At 63.5% G+C, this 22690-nt stretch carries 17 protein-coding genes; 7 read left to right on the forward strand and 10 right to left on the reverse strand.

What is annotated here, in order from left to right; translation table 11 throughout:
- Nucleotides 1-124: 124 nt before the first annotated feature.
- Complete coding sequence (locus AArcCO_RS11810; RefSeq protein WP_259533709.1) at nucleotides 125-433, forward strand: Hsp20/alpha crystallin family protein; 309 nt, start codon at nucleotides 125-127, stop codon at nucleotides 431-433.
- The gene (locus AArcCO_RS11815; protein WP_259533710.1) at nucleotides 430-2691 is read left to right on the forward strand and encodes a CDC48 family AAA ATPase; all 2262 of its coding nucleotides are present in this window, start codon (nucleotides 430-432) and stop codon (nucleotides 2689-2691) included. The genes AArcCO_RS11810 and AArcCO_RS11815 overlap by 4 nt, the downstream gene beginning before the upstream one ends.
- Nucleotides 2692-2728: 37 nt before the next feature.
- Here the strand turns inward: AArcCO_RS11815 and AArcCO_RS11820 are convergent, their stop codons facing one another.
- The 7 genes from AArcCO_RS11820 to AArcCO_RS11850 form a co-directional block, all read right to left on the reverse strand.
- Nucleotides 2729-4072 carry a YncE family protein gene (locus tag AArcCO_RS11820; RefSeq protein WP_259533712.1) on the reverse strand — a complete coding sequence of 448 codons (1344 nt, stop codon included), beginning with the start codon at nucleotides 4070-4072 and terminating at the stop codon, nucleotides 2729-2731.
- A 165-nt stretch (nucleotides 4073-4237) separates the two neighbouring features.
- The gene (locus tag AArcCO_RS11825; protein ID WP_259533714.1) at nucleotides 4238-4903 is read right to left on the reverse strand and encodes a helix-turn-helix domain-containing protein; all 666 of its coding nucleotides are present in this window, start codon (nucleotides 4901-4903) and stop codon (nucleotides 4238-4240) included.
- Between the two features lie 109 nt (nucleotides 4904-5012).
- Nucleotides 5013-6041, reverse strand: coding sequence for a uroporphyrinogen decarboxylase/cobalamine-independent methonine synthase family protein (locus AArcCO_RS11830; RefSeq protein ID WP_259533715.1), 1029 nt, complete (start codon nucleotides 6039-6041; stop codon nucleotides 5013-5015).
- A 332-nt stretch (nucleotides 6042-6373) separates the two neighbouring features.
- Nucleotides 6374-7336 carry an electron transfer flavoprotein subunit alpha/FixB family protein gene (locus AArcCO_RS11835; RefSeq protein WP_259533716.1) on the reverse strand — a complete coding sequence of 321 codons (963 nt, stop codon included), beginning with the start codon at nucleotides 7334-7336 and terminating at the stop codon, nucleotides 6374-6376.
- Nucleotides 7337-8101 carry an electron transfer flavoprotein subunit beta/FixA family protein gene (locus AArcCO_RS11840; RefSeq protein ID WP_259533717.1) on the reverse strand — a complete coding sequence of 255 codons (765 nt, stop codon included), beginning with the start codon at nucleotides 8099-8101 and terminating at the stop codon, nucleotides 7337-7339. It lies immediately after the preceding gene.
- 65 nt (nucleotides 8102-8166) lie between these two features.
- A complete protein-coding gene (locus tag AArcCO_RS11845; protein WP_259533718.1) occupies nucleotides 8167-10686 on the reverse strand; it encodes a GcvT family protein in 2520 nt (839 codons plus the stop codon).
- Nucleotides 10687-10948: 262 nt separating this feature from the next.
- A complete protein-coding gene (locus AArcCO_RS11850) occupies nucleotides 10949-11341 on the reverse strand; it encodes a cupin domain-containing protein (RefSeq protein WP_259533719.1) in 393 nt (130 codons plus the stop codon).
- A gap of 132 nt (nucleotides 11342-11473) precedes the next feature.
- Between AArcCO_RS11850 and AArcCO_RS11855 the strand changes: the two genes are divergently transcribed.
- The 4 genes from AArcCO_RS11855 to AArcCO_RS11870 all read left to right on the forward strand — a co-directional run bounded on the left by AArcCO_RS11855 (nucleotide 11474) and on the right by AArcCO_RS11870 (nucleotide 16217).
- Complete coding sequence (locus AArcCO_RS11855) at nucleotides 11474-13426, forward strand: ASKHA domain-containing protein (protein ID WP_259533720.1); 1953 nt, start codon at nucleotides 11474-11476, stop codon at nucleotides 13424-13426.
- Complete coding sequence (locus AArcCO_RS11860) at nucleotides 13423-14238, forward strand: DUF1638 domain-containing protein (protein ID WP_259533721.1); 816 nt, start codon at nucleotides 13423-13425, stop codon at nucleotides 14236-14238. The genes AArcCO_RS11855 and AArcCO_RS11860 overlap by 4 nt, the downstream gene beginning before the upstream one ends.
- Nucleotides 14239-14400: 162 nt before the next feature.
- Nucleotides 14401-15231, forward strand: a complete 831-nt coding sequence (locus AArcCO_RS11865; RefSeq protein ID WP_259533723.1) for a methylenetetrahydrofolate reductase — start codon at nucleotides 14401-14403, stop codon at nucleotides 15229-15231.
- A 65-nt stretch (nucleotides 15232-15296) separates the two neighbouring features.
- A complete protein-coding gene (locus AArcCO_RS11870) occupies nucleotides 15297-16217 on the forward strand; it encodes a tetrahydromethanopterin S-methyltransferase subunit H family protein (protein ID WP_259533724.1) in 921 nt (306 codons plus the stop codon).
- A 63-nt stretch (nucleotides 16218-16280) separates the two neighbouring features.
- On the opposite strand, the gene fdhF is transcribed toward AArcCO_RS11870, so the two are convergent.
- Complete coding sequence (gene fdhF, locus AArcCO_RS11875; RefSeq protein WP_259533725.1) at nucleotides 16281-18398, reverse strand: formate dehydrogenase subunit alpha; 2118 nt, start codon at nucleotides 18396-18398, stop codon at nucleotides 16281-16283.
- A gap of 190 nt (nucleotides 18399-18588) precedes the next feature.
- Between fdhF and AArcCO_RS11880 the strand changes: the two genes are divergently transcribed.
- Nucleotides 18589-19188 carry a hypothetical protein gene (locus AArcCO_RS11880; protein WP_259533726.1) on the forward strand — a complete coding sequence of 200 codons (600 nt, stop codon included), beginning with the start codon at nucleotides 18589-18591 and terminating at the stop codon, nucleotides 19186-19188.
- A 17-nt stretch (nucleotides 19189-19205) separates the two neighbouring features.
- Here the strand turns inward: AArcCO_RS11880 and AArcCO_RS11885 are convergent, their stop codons facing one another.
- Together AArcCO_RS11885 and AArcCO_RS11890 are read right to left on the reverse strand one after the other, a co-directional pair.
- Entirely contained in the window at nucleotides 19206-20918 is a 1713-nt protein-coding gene (locus tag AArcCO_RS11885; protein ID WP_259533727.1) for a formate--tetrahydrofolate ligase, read from the reverse strand.
- A 224-nt stretch (nucleotides 20919-21142) separates the two neighbouring features.
- Nucleotides 21143-22600 carry a trimethylamine methyltransferase family protein gene (locus AArcCO_RS11890; protein ID WP_259533728.1) on the reverse strand — a complete coding sequence of 486 codons (1458 nt, stop codon included), beginning with the start codon at nucleotides 22598-22600 and terminating at the stop codon, nucleotides 21143-21145.
- Between the last annotated feature and the right edge of the window lie 90 nt (nucleotides 22601-22690).

Genomic DNA, 22690 nt, shown 5'->3' on the forward strand with positions numbered 1-22690 from the left:
GAACCGCAATTCTACCGTTGAGCCATCGAAATCGCCGAATCATCGGGATATCCGGCTTGTGTCCTCGGTTATAGTAATCGATATATTTAAATAGTCTTGCACCTAACCTGTAGTTAGGATACTTATGAACCAACAGCTACAGATCGATCGTGACGGCGGATTCCTGCGCCGGTACAACTACGGCGATCGGGTCGTCATCGCCGCCGACCTCTCCGTCGCAGACGAGGCGGTCGACGTCGACGTCGTCGGCGACACCGCCATCGTCGTGATCGAACACGACGGGGGGATCGGCGAGTCCGAACTCGATCTCCCGCACGGCGAGACCAGCGCCACGGTCAACAACGGCGTGCTTACGATCGAGATCGAAACGGATCGGACCGAAGACGCTATCGGATCAGGCGACGATTCGACCGAACTGGACGAGAACGCATGAAGCTCACAGTCAAACCACTCAAACAGAAAGACGCCGGGCGTCGCCTCGCGGCGATCGATCGGGTCGCCGCCGAGGAGATGGGGCTTTCGGGCGGAGACTTCATCCGCATCGAGAGCCACGAGGGCACCGCCGTCGCGCGGGTGTGGCCCGGCTACCCGGAGGACGACGGTACGGGCATCGTCCGGATCGACGGCCAGCTTCGACAGGAGGCCAACGTCGGGATCGACGACCGCGTGACCGTCGAGAAGGCCGACGTCGAACCGGCCGAGCGCGTCACGATCGCGTTGCCCCAGCGGCTCGGCATCCGCGGCAACCTCGAGTCGCTCATCCGTCGCGAGCTCGGCGGCCGGCCCGTGACGAAAGGACAGAGCGTCCAGCTCCCGCTCGGGTTCGGCTTCATAGGCGGCCAGTCGCAGGCGATCCCGCTGAAGATCGCCTCGACGACGCCGTCGGGCACGGTCGTGGTTACAGACTCGACGGAGGTCGAGATCAGCCAACGTCCCGCAGAGGAGATCCGGGAGGCCGGACCGGAGGACGCCGCGGACGCGCCCGACGTCACCTACGAGGACATCGGGGGGCTCGACGAGGAGCTCGAGCAGGTCCGAGAGATGATCGAGCTGCCGATGCGGCACCCCGAGCTGTTCAAGCGGCTCGGCATCGAGCCACCAAAGGGCGTCCTCCTGCACGGCCCGCCCGGGACCGGAAAGACGCTGATCGCGAAGGCGGTCGCAAACGAGATCGACGCCTCCTTCCACACAGTTTCCGGCCCGGAGATCATGTCGAAGTACTACGGCGAGAGCGAAGAGCAGCTCCGGGAGGTGTTCGAGGAGGCCACAGAGGAGGCGCCCGCGATCATCTTCATGGACGAGCTCGACTCCATCGCCGCAAAGCGCGAGGAGGCCTCCGGTGACGTCGAGCGCCGGGTCGTCGCACAGCTGCTGTCGCTGATGGACGGCCTCGAAGAACGCGGACAGGTGGTCGTCATCGGCGCGACCAACCGCGTTGACGCGATCGATCCCGCGCTGCGCCGCGGGGGGCGGTTCGACCGGGAGATCGAGATCGGCGTCCCCGACCGGGACGGCCGCAAGGAGATCCTCCAGGTCCACACCCGGAACATGCCCCTCGCCGACAGCGTCGACCTCGACGAGTACGCCGAGAACACCCACGGCTTCGTCGGCGCCGACCTCGAGAGCCTCGCAAAGGAGGCGGCGATGACCGCACTCCGGCGGATCCGCCCGCAGCTGGACCTCGAGAGCGAGGAGATCGACGCCGAGGTGCTCGAGTCGATACAGGTCCGGAAAAGCGACTTCAAGGAGTCGCTGAAAGGGATCGAACCCTCGGCGCTCCGGGAGGTGTTCGTGGAGGTCCCCGACGTCACCTGGGAGGACGTCGGCGGCCTCGCGGACACCAAAGAACGCCTCCGCGAGACGATCCAGTGGCCCCTCGAGTATCCCGAGGTGTTCGAGGAGCTCGACATCCAGTCGGCCAAGGGCGTCCTGATGTATGGACCGCCGGGGACGGGCAAGACCCTGCTCGCGAAGGCGGTCGCCAACGAGGCCGAGTCGAACTTCATCTCGATCAAGGGGCCCGAACTGCTCAACAAGTTCGTCGGCGAGTCGGAGAAGGGCGTCCGCGAGGTGTTCTCGAAGGCCCGCGAGAACGCCCCGACGATCGTCTTCTTCGACGAGATCGATTCGATCGCGAGCGAGCGCGGCAGCCACACCGGCGATTCGGGCGTCTCCGAGCGCGTCGTCTCCCAGTTGCTGACGGAACTGGACGGGCTGGAGGCGCTGGAAGACGTCGTGGTGATCGCGACGACCAACCGGCCTGACCTGATCGACTCGGCGCTGTTGCGCCCCGGCCGGCTCGACCGTCACGTCCACGTGCCCGTTCCCGACGAGGAGGCCCGCCGGGCGATCATCGAGGTTCACACTCGAGAGAAGCCACTGGCGGACGACGTCGACCTCGACTCGCTGGCCCGGCGGACGGAGGGGTACGTCGGCGCCGATCTCGAGGCGGTGTGTCGCGAGGCCGCAATGGCCGCCTCCCGGGAGTTCGTCCACAGCGTCTCCCCCGAGGAGGTCGGCGAGTCGGTCGGCAACGTTCGGATCACCGCCGACCACTTCGAGCAGGCGCTCGACGAGGTGAACCCGAGCGTCACCCCCGAAACCCGGGAGCGCTACGAGGAGATCGAACGGCAGTTCAAAAAGAGCGACGTCGAACGCGACGACGCCGAACTGGGCCGGACGTTCCAGTAGTCGATGAGGCGACCGGTTCGCCGGGGGTTCGATTTTTCTACCGTCCGCGGTTCGACGCGCCGTCGACTGGGCGGACGCCGATGCCGTGGAAATCGCTGTTTTCGTCGCCCGGAGCCGGCCGAACGACCTCGACGATCTCCCGCGTTTCGATGTCGAGCACCGAGAACCCGGGGTTGACACCCGTCGCGGCGTGCGGATCGCCCGAAAGTGGGTTCGGTCCCCGGAGCGTGACGAACATGTATTCGTCGTCGGGGGAACTCCACATGATGTCGGGGGAGTCGCCGTCGGGCGGCACCTCGGTGTTGGGCCCGAACTTTTCGATCCTCTCGACGGTGTCGTCGTCCGGCTCCGTTGCATCGTCGTCGGACGGATCGACGACTATTCCGTCGTTCGTCTCCCTGTTGAGGAGCCACAGTTCGAGTTCGTCGGTTTCTGCGAACCAGAAGCCGTGCGCGTCGACCCCGCCCGAGTCTCGGGCGATAGCTTCGGGCTCGATTGTCTGGCTCTCGCCGACAGTATTCCCCTCGGTGTCGATCGGTCGGTGAACCTCCGTATCGAAGACGTACCACTCGCCGACGCCCTCGAGGTCGTCGTCCGGATCCGACGGGAGCCCCGCAGTGAGGTAGAATCGATCCCGTTCCGGATGGGCGATCGTCCCGCAGTTCGTCGGAACGTCCGTGGGCGGGAACGCCGCCTCGAGTTCGAACGTCTCGGCGTCGAGGATCGCCAACCCGGCGTTGTGGTAGCTCGGCCCGAGTGTGTGATAAGAGTAGCCGTCGGCGGTGTAGTCGTGGCAGATCGGTCGCAGCTCCCCGTCGTCTTCATCGAACTCACCGTATCGGTCCCCGACCAGCTCCTCGATTTCGCTTGCGACGTTGATTTCGTCGACGATTTCGAACTCCTCGTGTCGGAGATCCGCATCGACGCGTTTGATCGTCCCTTCGCCGATCACGTCGACCTGGATGTGTCTGTCGTCCGGTGTAAAGCCCGCAAAGTGGCTCCCCGGGCCCGTGTCGATCACGTCGACGACTCGCTTGCTCGGCGTGTGAATGACGGCTACGTCACCGGATCCGGTGTTTGCGGTCAGGGCGTACTGATAGTCGGAGGAGTAGGAAATCATGTGAGGCGTTTCGATTCCCCGAGCACCCAGATCGACGACGTCCTGAAGACGGAACTCGGGTTCGCCACGCCCGCGCCTGTGGGGACGATAGACGTACAGCGTGTTCGTCCCCTGATCCGCCGCCCAGATCTCGTATCCCGGACCGTTCCCGGGGGCGGTGTCCGACCGCTCGGATCGTCCGGCAGCCGATCCTGGAATCGTTCCGAGAACGAGGCCTCCTGCCGCCGCTTTCACGACGTCGCGTCGTTTTGGTGGTCGCATCGTGGCCATAATAAAAAGACCCACAATAATGAGGCTTGGGCATGTAACTAAATACTCCGCTATCTCGGAGATACTGTGACTGAATTACGTTATCTCGCGGAGCCACATCGAATGACACTCCAGCCGGTCGTCTGGAGCGAACAGAATAGGGATCCCGCGTGTCGTTTACTCCACCCGTTCCGTGTCGGGATCGACGATCGTCATGCCGATGAGTCGGGTGAGACCGCGTCGGAGCCGGCCGCTCGCGGCGGCGGGCGAGATGCCGAGTTCGTCAGCGAGCTCCACCAGGGAGATCCCGCGCGGCTCCTCGAAATAACCGCGTTCGAACGCCGTCACGAGCGCCTCGTGTTGTTCTGCCGTGAGACCGTAGCCGTCGTCGTGTTCCCGTTCGCTGATCTGGTGGAGTTCCAGTACGTCGAACGTAAAGGAATTGTCCCGGGCGTACTCCCAGATCTCCGCCAGTACCTCGCGGCTGGGAAGCTGCCAACGTTCGATCCACCCGTTCGAGAAGGATCTGGCGTCGAGTGACATCCCGCCGACCTCGGTCACCTTCGGCGCAATCAGTTTCGTCTCGTCGGTGAAGATGATGCCGTACACCAGCTGGTCCCCGTAATCGGACATCAACTTCGCCTCCTCGACAGTGTGATCTTCAGCGAGAATGTCGTCGATCGGCTGGTCGAACTCCCCCTCGAAGACGATGTAGTACATGTTGTGCTGCGGATCGGTGGCGACCTCCGGAAGCACCCGAACGTCGCCCCGGGGAAGCGACCGGATAGTGTGGGCGAGAGCCATGTCCGGATGAGAGTAATGGATCTTCGTGATGGTGCTCATTGGAGGTCCCTTGAGCGAGCGAACCTATAATTGTTCAGTGTTGGGCTGGCGCCCCAGAAGCTGCAGTCCGTCCCGAAGCGATTGCCGTCTATCGGTTACCGCCGGCCGACTACGCGGTGTCGATGTCGCCGGCGTCCATGGCTTTCTCGACGGCCTCGACTGCTTCGACCATGTTCTCGAGTTTCTCGCGGGCGATCGGTCGCTCCACCGGCTTGAGCCCACAGTCCGGCGTGATCGTCAGCTGTTCGGGGGGGACGATCGACACCGCCTCCTCGATCCGGGCCCGGATCTCCTCGACCGAGTCGACGTCCCGGTCCTGCGGATCGACGACGCCGAACCCGATGTCGACGGTGCCGTCGTACTCTGCGAGCACGTCGGCCGGGTCGTCGGCGTCGTCGCTGGCGAACTCCAGATCCACTTCGTCGACCGGGAACGAGAACATCTCCGGGGCGAGGTTGTCGTAGTTGCCAGAACAGACGTGAACGCCCAGACGGACGTCGTCGGGAACCTCCTCGGCGATCCGCGAGAGGCTCTCGTGGGCCAGCTCCGAATGTGGGGAGATCCCGAGCCCTGGCTCGTCGATCTGGATCCACTCGACGCCGGCGTCGACGAGCCGCGCGACCTCCGCAGCGACCAGTTCCGCGAGATCCGCGGTGAGCTCCCCGACGTCATCGTACGCCTGCGGCTGGCTGAACGACGCGAGCGTGAACGGCCCCGTCACCGTGACCTTGATCGGACAGTCGGTGACTGTCGTGGCGAACCGGTAGTCGTCGACCAGCCACGGCTGGCTCGAGGAGACCTCGTCGACGATCGTCGGCATCCCCGTGTTCCAGCCGGTTCCGTCCCCCCCGCCGTCCTGCTCCATGTTGTCGATAAACCGCGCGAAGTATTCGATCATTCCCTCCCGCCGCACCTCCCCGTCGGTAACGACGTCCAGTCCCATCCGGTCGAAGACGTTCACGACGGCCCGGCTGGCGTCGTCCAGCGCTTCCTCGACCGTCTCTTCGGAGACCGAGCCGTCGGCGTGCGCGTCCTCGATCTCGGCAAGCCACGCCGGCCGGGGATAACTGCCGACGACTGTCGTCAAAAGGAAGCTCTCCGTTTCGTGGTCTGGGGGACGGAATCGTTCGCGCGTCATTGTCCCGTGGTAAGGGTCGACCGGAATAATCGTTTGGCTTACCGGCACGATCGGCGAATGTATCAGTAAAAATTCACATAATCATAATGTGACTGTTGTACAGATATACTGAACCGCAGATAGTAAACCCGAGTGATTCCTCACCGGTAAATTGGACATGCAACTTATTGAAATATACTCAAAACCTCATTTTCCAAAGTACTAAACGAAAATAACGATGTATTCCACACTCTTGTCCGAACTTCTCTCGAAACGCGGTTATGACATATTCCCTACTAGAGTGCGATAATATAAATTATCGTACTACAATATTCACGACCGGCGGCGGTCGTCTACTCCTCGAGCTCTTCGATGAGCCGCGGGACGACCTCGTGGAGGTCGGCGACGACCGCGTAGTCGGCCTTCTGCATGATCGCGGCCTCGGGGTCGGTGTTGATCGCGATCACGTTCTCGCTTCCCTTGCAGCCGACCCAGTGCTGGACGGCCCCGCTGATGCCAGCGGTGATGTACACCTCGGGGGCGATCTTCGCACCCGTCTGGCCGATCTGGTCGTCGTGGGGTCGCCACCCCTCGTTGACCGCCGCGCGGGTGGCGCCGACCGTCCCGGTGAGCAGATCCGCGAGCTCCTCGAGCTGATCGAAGTCCTCCGCGCTGCCGACGCCGCGGCCGCCACCGATGACGACCCGGGCCTCCGACAGGGGGATACCCTCCATGTCGGACTCCTCCTGCCGGACGACGCGGACGGCGACGTCCTCGTCGTCGAGGTCGGGCGCGAACGGCTCCACGGCGGTATCGGCCGCCGCGTCGGCGGGCTCGGCGGACACCTCGTGGGGGACGACCGTAAGCAGCTTGACGTCCGCCTCGAGCTCGGCGTGCTCGATGAGGCTGCCGCCCCAGCGCTGGCGGGTGACCCCGTACACGTCGCTGGCCTCGACTTCGGTACAGCTCGTGGCCAGCGGCACGTCGAGCTGCGTCGCCAGGTGCGCGAGCACCTCGTGACCGCGGTCGCTTCCGGGAGAGACAACCGTCCCGGCCGACAGCTCTTCGACGAGCTGGGCCAGGCTCTTTGCGTACCCTTCCGGTGCGTAGGCGTCCAGCAGGTCGTGCTCGATCGCACACACCTGATCGACGCCGTACGCCGAGAGATCCTCGGCGACGTCTCCTGCGCCGTCACCGAACGCGGCAGCGACGAGCTGTTCGTCCTCCTGTGTCGCGACGTCTCGGGCGAACGTGACCGTCTCCAGGGAGACGTCGTCGACCGCGCCGGCGTCGTGTTCGACGAGTGTAAGTACCATTTAGACCACCTCCAGATCTTCGAGCACTTCGACGACGTCCACGGCCGCCTCGGGGCTGTCCCCGAGCACTTCCGCGGGGCTGTCGTCCTGTTCCGGCACCTCGAGTTCGACCTTCCGGACGTCCGTGACGTCCTCGGGTTCGGCGCCGCTGCGGTCGACGTCCGTCTGGCGGGCCTGCATTCGGCTCCGCATCGACGGGTATCGCGGAGTGTTTACGCCCTCCTTCACGGTGACGACAGCGGGCATCGGAACCTCGAAGACGTCGTTGCCGCCGGGCACTTCGCGCTTCGCGATCACGGTGTCGCCGTCGACTTCGACATCCTTGATTCCGGTGACGACCGGCAGGCCGAGCTGGTTCGCCACGCGGATACCGACCTGGTAGTTCTGTGCGTCGGCGGACTCGTTTCCGAAGAACAGCAGGTCGTACTTCGACTCGCCGTCCTCATCGCTCACGGCCTCGGCGATCTCGCGGGCGGTGGTGATCGGACCCCACTCGTGATCTCCGGCCTCGAGCAGCTTCGCCTCGTCTGCGCCCATTGCGACGCCCGTGCGGAGCTGTTCGGTGGCGTCCTCGTCGCCGAGCGTCAGCACCGTCGAGGTGCCGCCGTTCTCCTCGACGAGGCTGACTGCCTCCTCGATAGCGCACTCCTCGTGCGGGCTGATTGTGTAGCCGATGCTGCTGGCGTCGACGTCCTGTTTGTCGTCGGTCAGTACGATCTTTGCGCCCGTGTCGGGCACGCGCTTGATACAGGCTATGGTTTCCATGGTTGTGTGTTGAAGTGATTACTGGAACGCTAAAGAAACCGGGGGTTTCAGCGTTCCTACAGGGCTTACTGCAGGACGCGGTCGTTGCTCGGATCGAACAGCGGCTTGCTGCCGACTCGCTCGACGGTGACCGGGTAGTGGTCACCCATGTATTCGACCTGCAGGCTCTCGCCTTCCTCTGCGTACTCCTGTGGGATGTACGCCATCAGCAGGTGCTTGCCCAGGGACGGACCGGTGCCGGCACTGGTTACGTACGAGCGACGGCCCTCTTCGTCGACGAGCACGTTGCCGTCCTGATCGAGGACCGGCTCGTTGCCCGTCATGAACCGCGGCTCGCCGCCTTCGGGGGCGTGGTCGTCGACGGTGAGGGTACACAGCGTGGCGACGTTCTCCTCCTCGATCGCCTCTGCGTACGCCTCCTTGCCGATGAAGTCCTCGTCCTTGACGCCGTGGAAGGTGAGGCCTGCCTCGGCGGGGTTGTACTCCAGTTCGAGCTCGTGGCCGTACAGCCGGTAACCCTTCTCCATGCGACCGGTGGTGCCGTAGACGCCCATGCCGACCGGACGGATGTCGTACGCTTGACCTGCCTCGTAGATGAGGTCCCACAGGCGGCCGCCCTGCTCCATCGGGGCGTACAGCTCCCAGCCGAGTTCGCCGACGTAGGAGATGCGGAACGCCCAGACGTCGACCTCGCCGAGCGTGAGTTCCTGTGCGGTGTACGGCGGGAACTCCTCGTGGGAAACGTCTTCCTCGGCGAGATCCTGGATGACGTCCCGGGCGTTGGGGCCCCAGACGCCCAGGGTCGCAAGCGACGACGTCTTGTCGACGATGCGGACGTCCAGATCGCCGATGTTGTTGCGGAACCACCGCTTGTCGGGACCGGTCTCTCCGCCGCCGGTCATCACACGGAAGTGGTCCTCCGCGAGGCGAGCCATCGTCAGATCGGAGACGAAGCCGCCGTTCTTCGCGAGCACGGGAGTGTACACCGATTCGCCGACGTCGATGGACGTATCCGCGACCATGACCTTCTGGGTGAACTCCTCGACGTCATCGCCGACGAGATCGAGGATACCGAAGCCCATGTCGCCGATCATGCCGACGTTGTCGCGCATGTGGAGATGCTCGCCCAGGATGATCTCGGACCACCAGCGACTGTCCCACTCGTTGGGACGCTGGAGGCCGTCGAGTTCGTCCTCGTACTTCTCGAGGAGGTCCTCGTTGGACTCGAACCACTGCGGGCGCTCCCAGCCGGCGGATTCGAAGAACTCCGCGCCGAGTTCCTCCTGCCGGCCGTAGAAGGCGCTCTGGCGGAGGGGACGCGAGGACTGCCACTGCTCGCGCGGGTGGACGATGTCGTAGATCTTCTGGAATCCTTCGTGGGCACGCTCTTTGACGAACTTCTTGGAGGTTCCGTAGCCCTCGAAGCGGTTGACGTCGGACTGGTGGAGGTCGACCTCGGGATAGCCCTGGGTCATCCACTGGGCGGTGTACTTCGCGAACGCCGGCGCTTCCTTGATCCAGATCGCCGCACACGACCAGAGGCCGTCGACGTCGTCCATCGGGCCGACCAGCGGCATGCCGTCCGGCGTGACCGAAAGCAGGCCGTCGATCGCGTGACGGATCTCGGCGTCCTCGAGGATTTCGGGCATGATCTCCAGGGCGTGCTCCATCGACGGATCGAACGCGTCCTGGGTCAGCGGCGGCTGCGTCGGCGACAGCGGCGCCTCCTCGTTGGACGGGACGTCCTCGACGTCCCACAGGATCGGCCGGTGCTCGTAGGAGCCGACCTCCATGTCGTTACCGCTCGGCCGCTCGTACATCTGGGTGTCGACGTCACGGACGATCGGGAAGCCGACCTCCTCGCCGGTCTCCTCGAGTACGTCGATCGGACCGACGCTGATCATCTGGTGGACGGCCGGTGTGAGCGGGATCTCGGTGCCGGCCATCTCCGCGAGCTTCGGGGCCCAGAGGCCGGCGGCGATGACGACCTCGTCGGCGGAAACCGTTCCGCGGTCGGTCTCGACAGCCGAGATCGCGCCGTCTTCGACGTGAATGTCGGTTACTTCGGTGTTTGCAAACGACTGCAGCACACCCCACTCCTCGGCTTCCTTTCGCTTGATCTCGCCGAACCGGAGGGGGTCACAGACGCCGGCGTTGGGCTCCCAGAAACCACCCTCGATGATGTCCTCGTTGATGTACGGGACCATCTCTTTGACTTCCTCGGTGGAGATGATCTCCGCGTCCTGACCCCACGACTTCGAGGAGGCGATCTGGCGGCGGAACTCCTCCATTCGCTCCTCGGTTCGGGCGACCTCGATACCGCCGCTGTTGGTGAAGAGGTCTTCCTCTTTGTACTGTTCCATCGCGTCCTTCGTCAACAAGGCCATCTCCTTGTTGTGCTCGATGGGGAAGATAAAGTTGGACGCGTGGCCGGTGGATCCACCCGGGTCCGGGAACGGCCCCTTGTCGATGAGAACGATGTCCTCGCGGCCCTGGTCCGCGAGGTGATACGCGAGGCTCGTTCCGACGATCCCTGCGCCGATAATGACGGTGCCTGCCTTCGACGGCAGCTCTTTACTGCTCATACGTGAACTACATTATCAGCCAATCCTAAAAAACACTATCCCATCAAGATTTCATGTCTTTATTATCCCCGACGAGGAACGCCGGATCCGACGCCTCACGCCCGACAGGATCGGCGAAAACCGAACGTTGCAAACTCTCGTTGTTCGCAATGACTTTAATTATATTTAACTATATATCCCTAACTCTTGCCGTTAAATAGTTCGCTCCTTTAAGTGCTCCATTACAACAGTAGGAATGTTATCGTAGTGAACGGTCCGGCGTTCACTCCTCGTCGACCACCACGTACTCCCCGAAGTCCTCGACGGTGCCGACAGTCGGTGCTCCGAGCATGAGCCACACTGCCTCACCTTCGTCGGCGTCGTTCAAAAGTTGTCGCGGTGTCTCCGAGGGAACGCGGACGACGCCCCACTTCGGCACGTCGACGAGATCGCCTCCGATCCGAGCTCTTCCGGGACCGGACAACAGCACGAACACCTCCTCCTGGCGCTCGTGTTTGTGGTACCCGGTGACGTCCCCCGGGGACAGCCGGATGAAGTTTACCCGCATCTCCGTTGCGCCGAGAGCCTCCGTTAGCTTTCGGTGGTTGAGCCCGGACTCGGGGAACTGATCTGGTTCGATCTCGTCGGGATCGACGACGGTGTACTCGTGGGACATCGTTCGGACAATCCGAGTCGTTGTGAATATACTTTTTGTCAACTAATTATATCATGCGCGGTTCGTGCCGAGGTACCAAACAACGGCGACACGCTTTTGACTGGGGGTTCCTGTTTTCCAACAGAAACCTACATGAGTGACGATTCGACTGTGCGATTCTCCCCCTGGGAAACCAGCGTCGACGTCGAGGAGGGAACAACCCTTCTCGAGGCAGCCGACCGAGCGGGACTTTCGATCGAGAGTCTCTGCGGTGGGGAGGGTCTCTGTGGAACCTGCAAGGTCATCGTCGACGACGGTGAAGACTGTCTGTCCCCCGTAACGGACGCCGACGAACTACTGTTGTCCGAAGAGCAGCTCGAAGCGGGCTATCGTCTCTCCTGTCGTGCGAACGTCGAATGCAGCCCGGTAGACGTCACGGTTCCGAACGTCTCACAGAACACTGGCGGCGTCGTCCTCACCGAGGGTCGCGAACTGGAGGTCGACCTCGATCCAGTGGTCACAAACTACCACCTCGAGCTGTCGCCGCCGTCGCTTTCGGACAACACGGCCGATCTCGAGCGCGTGGGCGAGGCGCTCGAGGATAACTACGGGGTCACGATCGAGGAGATCGATCGAACTGTCCATCAGGAGCTTCCGAACCTGATTCGCGGGGCGGAGGCCGACGAAAAGCTCCACGCAACGGTGACGGTGTACGACGACGAGGAGATCATCGACGTCACGCCGGGATGGGACGAGACCATGTACGGGCTGGCGATCGACATCGGCACGACGACCATCGCCGTCTACCTCGTCGACCTCCAGACCGGCGATCGCGCTGCGGTGAGTTCGCGGATGAATCCACAGAGCAAGTTCGGCGGCGACATCATGAGCCGGATGCGACACACCCGGCGAAGCGAGAACGGTCGCGAGGAGCTCCAGGACGCGATCGTCGGCGGGGTAAACGAGCTCGTCGAGGAAGTAATCGAGGAGGCAGGGATCGACGCCGAGGACGTCTACGAGGCGGTGTTCGTCGGGAACACCGCGATGCATCACCTCTTTTTGGGGATCGATCCCCACTATGTCGCCGGCTCCCCGTACGTGGCGGCCAACCACGCCCCCGTCACTGTCAAGGCCAGAGAACTGGACATCGACATCAACCCCGCCGGCTACCTCTACTGGCTCCCGATAAGCGGCGGCTGGGTCGGACCCGACAAGGTGTCGGTGCTCCTGGTGTCACAACACCACGAAAACGAGGAGCTCACCGTCTGTGTCGACATCGGGACCAACGGCGAGATCTCGGTCGGAAACAGCGAACGGATGTGGTCGACCTCCGCGCCGGCCGGTCCCGCCCTCGAAGGTGCAGAGATCACACACGGCGTACGCGCCCAGGACGGCGCCGTCGAGTTCGTCACCATCGACGCGGAGACGCTTTCACCCGACCTCGAGGTCATCGGCGAGGAACCGCCCATCGGGATCTGTGGGTCGGGGATCATCGACGTGCTCGCGGAACTGTTCGAGGCGGGCGTGATCGACCAGCGGGGGCAGTTCCAGGAGGAGCTTCTGGATCATCCGCGGCTCAGGCGAAACGCCGACAACGTCATCGAGTACGTGCTCGTCTTCGACGAGGAGTCCGGGATCGACGGCGACGTCGTCGTCACCCAGAACGACCTCCGGGAGATCCAGCAGGCGAAGGCCGCGATCCAAGCTGGCACCCGCGTGTTGATGGACGAACTCGAGATCGACGCCGTCGATAGGGTCGTCCTCGCGGGGGCGTTCGGCAACTACATCGATCCGGAGTCCGCGATGACGGTCGGCCTGTATCCCGACGTCGACTTCGACGCAGTCGAGTCCCTCGGCAACGCCGCCGGGATCGGCGCACAGCTCGCGCTGTTGAACCGGGAGAAGCGGGCCCAGGCCATGGAGATCGTCGATCATGTCGAGTACTTCGAGATCGCCGGGACCGAAGTGTTCCGGAACAACTTCATGGAGTCGATGTACGTCCCCCACCAGCGGATCGAACTGTACCCCAGCGTCCTGGAACGGATCGGCGAGTTCGACGAGGAGCGGGGTGTCGTCGTGCGGGACGGACAGCGGGCCGAACGATGAGCGAGCACACCGAACAGAACTCGCTCGGAATCGTCGCCTGTGAGACGCTGTATGCGGAGCTCGAACAGATCGCGCCCGACGCGACGGTTCGGTACGTCCCACAGGAGTATCACGAATTTCCCGTGAACGTCCCACGGAACGCGGAGATCACCGAGTTGATCGACCGGTACGTGCGGGAACTCGAAGACGCCGGCGTGGATCGGATCCTCCTCCTGTACGACGCCGACGACGAGGCGCTGTCCGGGATCCAGACCCGTCAGGTACCGCTGTTCCGAAGTCGGGCCGGCGACTGCGTCTCGGTGTTCCTCCACGGTATCGAGCCCCTCGAGTTCGGCGAGCGGAAGGCAAGCGGGACGTACTATCTCACGCGCGGGTGGATCGACCGCGGCCTCGACGCCCACAAACTGTACCGGGGATTCCTCGGTGAGGGGGAGCAGCTGATCGAACAGTTCGATCGGGCGAACGCCGAGCCCGACGAGCTTCGGATCAGCTGGCCGGACACCGGCGGGTTCGAACGGGCCGTCGAACGCGGACAGGGAATGTCCCGGGAGGCGATCGGACGCTTCTTTCACGACGTCGTCGGGTTCTACGACCGTGTGGTTCTGACCGACACCGGCACGTGTCTGGAGTTTCACCGGGAGTACGCCGAGTCGTTCCGGACGTTCGTGGCAGAACTGTCCGCCGAACACGGCGACGGACACGACGTGACGCTCTCGATCGTCGACGGCGACACGTCCGTGCTGGAATCGCTCGTCGATCCGGATGAAGACACCGAACACCTCGAACGGCATCCACCCGGAACCCCCCTGTAGCTCTCGCTGGTCTGCGTCCTCGCAGACGGAACCGCCCAACGACGGAATGCAAAACGCTGTTTCCAGAACACAGTGTTTCTTCTCGGGAGAGCAAAGTATAATTTCACTCTTCCAAACATATATCCCGGCTTCGACCATACAAGACGTAGGAGAAACCGACAGATGACAGCCGACGACATCAGGGCTCTGCTCACGGATCCGCGCTTCGAGTTGCTACCGTTCGACAGCTTCTACGATCAGGCCGACCAGCTTCCGGAGAGATCGAAGATCGCCGTTACGGCGTCACCGGATCTCGGGATCGACAGAACCATCGAGGTGTCGCTGGACGCCGTCGAGCGCGGGTTCAGGGTGACGCCTCACATCGCCGCCCGGGGCGTCAGAGACGTCGATCACCTCCAGGAGATCGCCGACCAGTACGAGGAGGCCGGCGTCTCCGACCTGTTCGTCGTCGGCGGCGACAACGAGGAGCCGGTCGGCGAGTTCGAGTCGGCCCACGACGCGCTTGTAGCGCTTTCGGAACACGGCTACGACTTCGAGGAGGTCGGGATCGGCGGCTACCCCGAGGGACATCAGAAGATCGACGACGCGACCCTCGCGGAGGCGCTCGAAAAGAAATCCCCGTACGCGACGTACGTCGTTACCCAGCTGTGTTTCGATCCCGACGCGATCATCGAGTGGAGCGAGGGAGTCCACGATCGAGGGATCGAACTCCCGGTCCACGTCGGGATTCCCGGCGTGGTGAAGTACAAGCGGTTGCTGCAGATCTCCCGAAAGGTCGGCGTCGGCGATTCGATCGGTTTCCTGCGCAAGACGACCGGGATCACCGGCTTCGTCAAGCAACTCGTCGGATCGCGGGGGAACTACACACCGGACAAGCTCGTCGAGGAACTCGCACCCTACGGGGCGGATCCGGAGTCCCCGATCGAAGGCGTTCACCTGTACACGTTCAACCAGGCCGCCGACACCGAGGAATGGCGGCAGAAAGTGCTGTAGCGGCTCAAAAAGACCCGACGATAAGTTACAAAGAAATAAGGGTGCTCCCACAGTAATTGTACGCGATGTTCACGTTCGAATCGGAGCAAGAGGTGTACGACATCAACGGCGTCAAGATCGGTGGGCAACCCGGCGAGCATCCCACCGTGATGGTCGGCAGTATCTTCTACAAGGGCGACTCACTGCTCGAGGACCCGAAGACCGGCGAGTTCGACGAGGAAGGCGCCCGCGAGGCGATCCGGATGGTCGAGGAAGTCTCCGAGGAAACCGGCAACCCCGCGATGCTCGACGTGATCGGCGACTCCCCGGAAGCGCTGATCAAACACGTCGACTTCGTCGCCGAGGAGACCGACATCCCGATCTTCATGGACGGCCCCACCCCGAAGATCCGGTCGGAGGCCGCCAAACACGTCGGCGAGGTCGGCATCCAGGACCAGATCATCTACAACTCGATCGAGTCCAGCACCAAGGAGGTCGACATCGAGATCGAGGCGATTCAAAACGCCGGCATCGACGCCGCCGTCCTGCTCAGCATCGACACCAAGAACCTCACCCTCCAGGGACGGTTCGACGCCCTCGATGAGAACCTCGAAGTCGCCGAGGAGGCGGGCATCTCGAAGACGATCGTCGATCCGGCCGTCATCGACATCCCCGACTCCGGGTTCGCGGCGAAGGCGATCCACGAGATCAAAGACCGGTACGGCATCCCGGCCGGCTGCTCCCCGCACAACGAAGTGATCCGGTGGGAGATGGACGACCCGCTGAGCGAGGACACAAAGAAGCTCCGCCAGGCGGTCGCCAACTCCGTCATCGTCCACCTCGGGGCAGACTTCAACCTCTACGGGACGATCCACAGCGCCCCGGAGATGTACTCGGTGGTCTCGCAGGCGGACGCCTACGTCGGCTACGCCGCCCAGATGGCCTACGGCCGTCGCCCCGCCCAGGATCACCCGCTGTACAAGATCTTCCGCAAGGGCGGGAACTGACGCTTCGAAGAACAGTTCGGAACACGCGATCGGGAAAACGGTTCGGTACGCAGTTTCGCCTTTTCAGTCGTCCGCGGGCGCGTCGTCGGGGGCCTCCGCGGGTTCGATCCCGACCTCGACCTCCGCGGCCGCGGCTTTGTACTCGGGGATCTTCGCGCGCTCGTCGAGCACGTCGTTGGTCAGCCGGTTCGCAGAGGCGGCCGCAAAGTGTGGCGTCGTCCAGACGACACCCTCTTTGATGTCCTCTGTGACTTGTGCGAGCAGGGTGATCTCGCCGCGGCGGGACTTCAGCTTCACGTAGTCGCCGTCCTCGATCCCGTAGCGCTCTGCGTCGTTCGGGTGGACGTCGACGAAGTTCTCGGGGTGCTGCCGATTGAGCGTCGGCGAGCGCCGACTCATCGTCCCGGTGTTGTAATGCTCTTCGAGTCGGGCGGTCGTCAACACGAGCGGGTACTCGTCGTCAGGGACCTCCTTGGGTGGCTGGTGAGTGACGCCCTCGATCTTCCCGAGGCCGTTTTCGGTATCGAACTCCTCCTCGTAAAGGTACATGTCCCCCTCGTCGCCGGGCTCGTAGCAGGGCCACTGGACCCCCTCCTCGCCGAGCCGGTCGTAGTCCATGCCGTAGTAGATCGGACACACCTGACGAAGTTCCTCGAAGACGTCCTCGACGTCGTCGAATCGGAACTCCTTCTCGCCGAACAGCCGGGAGCCGACCTCCATCAGGATGTCGAGGTCGTGTTTCGTGTCCTCGTGGACTTTCTCGACCCCGCGCATCCGCTGGACCCGGCGATCGGTGTTGGTGACGGTGCCCCCGCGTTCCGCCCAGGTCGTCGCCGGCAGGATGACGTCGGCCAGCTTGGCCGTCTCGGTCATGAAGATGTCCTGGACGACCATGAACTCGAGCTCCTCGAGCCGCTCTTCGACGCGGTTGCCGTCGGGCTCGCTCATGATCGGGTTCTCACCCATCACGTACAGCCCGTGGACCGAATTGCCGGCCTCGTGAGAGATCTCGACGTTCGTCAGGCCGGGCTCGGGCGGCACCTCGAAGCCCCACACCTCCTCGACGCTCCGGCGGGCCTCGTCGTCGTCGACCAGCTGGTAACCCGGCAGGACGTTCGGCATCGCACCGACGTCACAGGTCCCCTGGACGTTGTTCTGGCCGCGAAGCGGGTTGACGCCCGTGCCCGGTCTGCCGAGGTTGCCGGTGATCAACGCGAGGTTGATCTCGTTTTGGACGTTGTCGACGCCGCAGGTGTGCTGGCTCATCCCCATGCCGGTGAAGATGGCGGCGTTGTCTGCGGTGGCGTACTTCTCTGCGGCCGCCTCGATGTCCGAAAGCGGGACGCCACACTCCTCGGCGGCGGCTTCCTTGTCGAAGTTTTCGAGTGTCTCTTTCAGGTGCTCGAACCCCTCGGTGCGCTGGTCGATGAACTCCTCGTCGATCCAGCCGTTCTCCAGGATCGTTTTCAACACGACGTTCAGGAGAGGGATGTCGGTTCCCGGCTTCAGCTGGAGGTGCATGTGCCGGTCGGTCTCGTCGATCTTGAACGACCGGGTCGTCTTGTTGGCGTGGGGATCGACCTGGATCACCGTCGCTCCCTCGAGAACCGCCTGCCGGAAGTACTGACTGTTGGCGATCGGGTGCTGTTCGCCCGGGTTCGCCCCCTGGATCCACAGCACGTCCGCCTCGTCGCGGAGGTCGGCCATGCTGTTGGTCATCGCGCCCGCACCCAGACTCGTCCGCAGCGCCCACACGGTCGAGGCGTGGCACATCCGGGTGCAGTTGTCGACGTTGTTGGTGCCGTAGCGCCTGGCGAGCTTCTGGAGGAGGTAGTTCTCCTCGTTCATCACCTTCGAGGAGCCGAAAAAGCCCATCGCGTCGGGGTCGTGTTCCTCGCGGATCCGCCCCATCTCCGAGACGACGAGGTCGTACGCCTCTTCCCAGGTGGCCTCGCGGAACTCCCCGTCCTCCCGAATCAGCGGTTCGGTGAGTCGGTCCTCGTGGTCGACGACCTCGGTTGCGGCGCCGCCCTTGATACAGACGCGCCCCTCGTTTACCGGTGCCTCGCCCCACGGCATGAACCGCATGTCGCCGGGTTCCTCTCCGGGTCGAACCGAGATACCACAGCCGACGCCACAGTACGGACAGATCGTCTTCACTGGCTCGTCGTCACTGGACATTTCGATCACCCGAGAACGTAGCTATTTTCGAGTGCTTCCGCGCCATCGGCGACGGATTCCCGGTCGGTGTCGTAATCAGAGTCATACGTCTCAAACTGCGGCTCCAGCTGCATGAATCTTTCTCGGAGGAGCGTCGAACCGCTCGCCCGATCGGGAAAACGTTGATCCGAGTGGATCCCTAGCCGACTGCATGGAACTTACGCCCTCGCTGATCGAAGAAACTGCCACGGCGTATCGAACCGAAGAGGCGCTGTACGCAGTCGAGTCCGACCACCTCGAGATCCTCCCGAAGACGTTCGAATCGGGGGAGTACGGTCGCCGGGACGTCCAGTGGCCGATCCGGTGGTACTACCGCCGGCATCTCGGCGCGTTCCCCGACGAAAAGCGGCGCGAGTCGGAATCCCGGTTCCGCGACAACGAGTTCGACACAGTAACCGAACGCATCGAGGAAGCGAGAACCGCCGAATCGTCGACGGAGGCGGTCGACTCCCTCACGGAACTTCCCGCCGTCGACGTCGGCGTCGCCTCGGCGTTTCTGTTTTTCATAGACCCGTCCCGCTACGTCGCAGTCGGGGCCCGCGAGTGGCACACACTCCGGGAGGCGGGCGAACTGGATGAACCGTACCCCGACGAGCTCTCGGCTGCCGACTACGAACGATATCTCGGAGCGTGCCGCCGCGTTACCGATCGCGTTGGCTGTGACCTGTGGACGCTGTACCGGGCGCTGTGGCGCCTTTCGGACGACACGTCGCCGGGGCAAAAAACAGTACTCGAAAGTGATCGGAGCTGAGAGCGGCGATCGGCGGCCTAGAAGAGGCCGGAGATAGTGCCGTCGGCGTCGATGTCCATGTCGGCGGCGGCGGGACGGCCCGGCAGGCCGGGCAGGTCCATCACGTCGCCGGTCAGAACCACCAGGAAGCCGGCGCCCGCAGACGGGTACACTTCACGCACGTCCAGCGTCCAGCCCTCCGGGACGCCCTTCTTGCTGGGGTCGTCGCTGAAGGAGTGGAACGTCTTCGACATCACGATCGGCATGTCGTCGAGGTCCAGTTCCTCCATCCGCTCGATGTCGTCTTCCGCGCCGTCGACGTAGTTGACGCCGTCGGCGCCGTAGATCTCCGTCGCCACCGTCTCGATCTTCGATTTGATCGACTCTTCGGTGTCGTAGAGGAACTCGAAGTCGGCCTCGTTGTTCTCGACGGCGTCGGTGATCTTCTCGACCAGTTCCACGCCGCCTTCCCCGCCTTCCGAGAAGACGTTCGAGACGCCCGCGCGGATCCCCTGGGATTCACAGTGGTCGATGACGGCCTGAATCTCCTCGTCGGTGTCCTGGGGGAACCGGTTGATGGAGACGACGACCGGCACGCCGAACTGCTGGAGGTTCGCGGCGTGCTTGTCGAGGTTCTCCAGGCCGGCCTCGACCGCCTCGACGTCCGGTTCTTCGAGTTCGTCCATGTCGGCGGGCCACATGTCCTTGCCGTGGTATTTGAGTGCCCGCACGGACGAAACCAGCACGATCGCCGAGGGTTCGACGTCGCCGAAGCGGCTCACGACGTTGAGGAACTTCTCTGCGCCCAGGTCCGAGCCGAAGCCGGCCTCGGTGAGCACCCAGTCGGCCATCCCGAAGGCAGCCTGGTCGGCGATCAGCGAGTTGGTGCCGTGGGCGATGTTCGCGAACGGACCCGCGTGCACCAGCGCCGGCGTGCCCTCGAGCGTCTGGACCACGTTCGGCTTCAGCGCGTCCCGCAGCAGGATCGTCGCGGCGCCGGTCGCCTCGATGTCGTCGACGGTGATCGGCTCGCCGTCGGTGTCGTACGCGATGATGATGCGCCCGACGCGTTCCTTGAGGTCCGCAAGCGAGTCAGCAAGCGCCAGCACGGCCATCAGCTCGGAGGCGGCCGTAAGCAGGAAGCTGGCCTCGCGGGTGTGACCGCCGGATTCGCCGCCCAGGCCGACGACCATGTTGCGCAGCGCGCGGTCGTTCATGTCGATGGCGCGCTTCCAGGAGATGTTGTTCGGGTCGATGTCGAGTTCGTTGCCCTTCGAGAGGTGGGCGTCCAGCATCGCCGAGATGAGGTTGTGCGCGGCCGTCAGCGCGTGAATGTCGCCGGTGAAGTGGAGGTTGATGTCCTCCATGGGGAGCACCTGCGAGTAGCCGCCGCCGGCGGCGCCGCCCTTGATGCCGAAGACCGGGCCCAGCGAGGGCTCGCGGATGGCGATCATGGCCTGACGACCCGTGTGGTTGAACGCCTGACCGAGGCCGACGGTCGTGACCGTCTTGCCCTCGCCCATCGGCGTCGGGGTCATCCCGGTTACCAGGACGAGATTTGAGTCCTCGGAGCGCTGGTCTTTGAGCCGCTCGACGGCGTCCATCGACAGTTTCGCCTTGTGGTCGCCGTACAGCTCAAGGTCGTCCTCGGAAAGGCCGAACGGCTCGACCACGTCGGTGATGTGTTCCAGGTCCGCGTCCTGTGCGATCTCGTAATCCGTCGGGAATCCGCTATCCTCGTCTGAAGACATGGCTACGTGGGATAACAAAGTCCACCATTAAGAAAGATGCTGTTTAGTCCTACACTCGTTTAAGTACCCTCGAGAAATTGTTCGTTTGATTGGTGAATAACCGTGAATAAGGTTGACAAGCATGGGGTTTTACTCGAAAACGGTAGATTGGATCCGGTCGAGTCCGAACGGGTCGACGGGAAGACGCCCGAAGAAGAAAACGGAGAACTCAGTCGCTCGAGGAGTCAGTAGGCGGTTTCGGTGGCTTCCGCGACGTACGCCTCGATGTCCTCTTCGATCTCTTCGTCGATCGGCGGGCGCTCGTACTCGTCGAGCCGGTTTTGCACGCGGTCGTGTCCCATCTCGAATCCGGTCTTTTCGCCGTCCTCCTCCCAGTCGCCGTGGGAGCGTTTGTCGAACACCTCGGTGCGGAACAGCTCGTCCCGCGAGTGGGTGAGAGTGTGCCGCTTGCTGAGGAAGTGGCCCGCGGGTTCGACCTCCTCCATGAGATCGAACGCGAAGCTCTCCTCGTCGATCTGGAACCCCTCGTCGATCCGCTCGAGGTTCCGGATCAGCTCACAGTCCAGCACGAACTTCTCCGGGGAGATCGCCGAGTACGACTCCAGGATGCCACACGAGTGGAGTACGAAGTTGATCCCCGAAAACTCCGCGGCGGTGAGCGTCATCATCGACTCGAAGCCGGCCTGGTAGTCGACCGACTTGGAGTCCGAGAGGCCGCCGCCGCCCCGGGAGGGGACTCCGTAGTACCGCCCCATCTGTCCGGCAAACGAGATGAACAGCGCCGATTCGGGGCTGCCGATCGACAGCGAGCCGTACCGGACGTCGATGTTCGAGGAGGGAACGCCGTACACGACGGGCGTTCCCGGGTTGACGAGCTGGGCCAGAGCGATCCCGGTGAGGTTCTCCGCGTTCGCCTGCGCCATCGCGCCCGAAAGCGTCGCCGGACCCGACGCGCCGGCCATCGTGAACGAGGAGACCACCGCGGGCTGGCCGTTCTTCGCCATCGTGAGCAGCCCACCCAGCATTTTCTTGTCGAGACTCCGGGGCGGGACCGTGTTTATCAGCGCCGCCGCGTACGGCTTCGACAGCTCCGGATCCCCGTTGGCGATACCGACCATCTCCAGACCGGCCTCCGTCCGGTCCTCGCCGTAGGCCGACACCATCGGCACCTTGTCGGTGAGCGTGAGCGACCGCTTTACCATCTCGAGGTGTTTCACTTCCTGGTCGACGTCGTTGGGCTCACAGACGTTGTACCCGGCGGAGTTGAGCACGTCCTCGGTCTGGACGAGCTTCATCATCGTCTCGTAGTCCTCGATCGTCGACTTCCGACGCCCCTCGTCGAACGTCCGGAAGTTCGGCGCGCCGTAGCCCGGCGCACGCAGCGGCTCCCCGGACTCGCCGCCGATCGTGACGTTGTTATCCGGATTGCGCGCGTGTAGGGTGAACGACGAGGGAGCTTCCTCGACGGCGTCCTCGATCACGTCGCGGGGGATCGTCACAATGTTGTCCTCGTGGACCTCCGCGCCGTGTTCCTCGAAGACCTCGATCGCCTCCTCGTGGTTCAGCTGGATCCCGATCTCCTCGATGATGTGGATCGCTGCCTCGTGGATCGCTTCCTCGCCTTCCTCCGTGAGTCGGTCGAAGGATGGCACCGGCTGCGTTTCCGTATCGTATTCTTTCACGGCTGGTTGTGAGTACCAGTGACTCCCCCATAAACATTTCCTGGTGGACGCGACAGCTGAGAAAAGACGACTGGCAGTCTCGAATCGGCA

Source organism: Halalkaliarchaeum sp. AArc-CO, assembly GCF_024972735.1.
GTDB lineage: Archaea > Halobacteriota > Halobacteria > Halobacteriales > Haloferacaceae > Halalkaliarchaeum.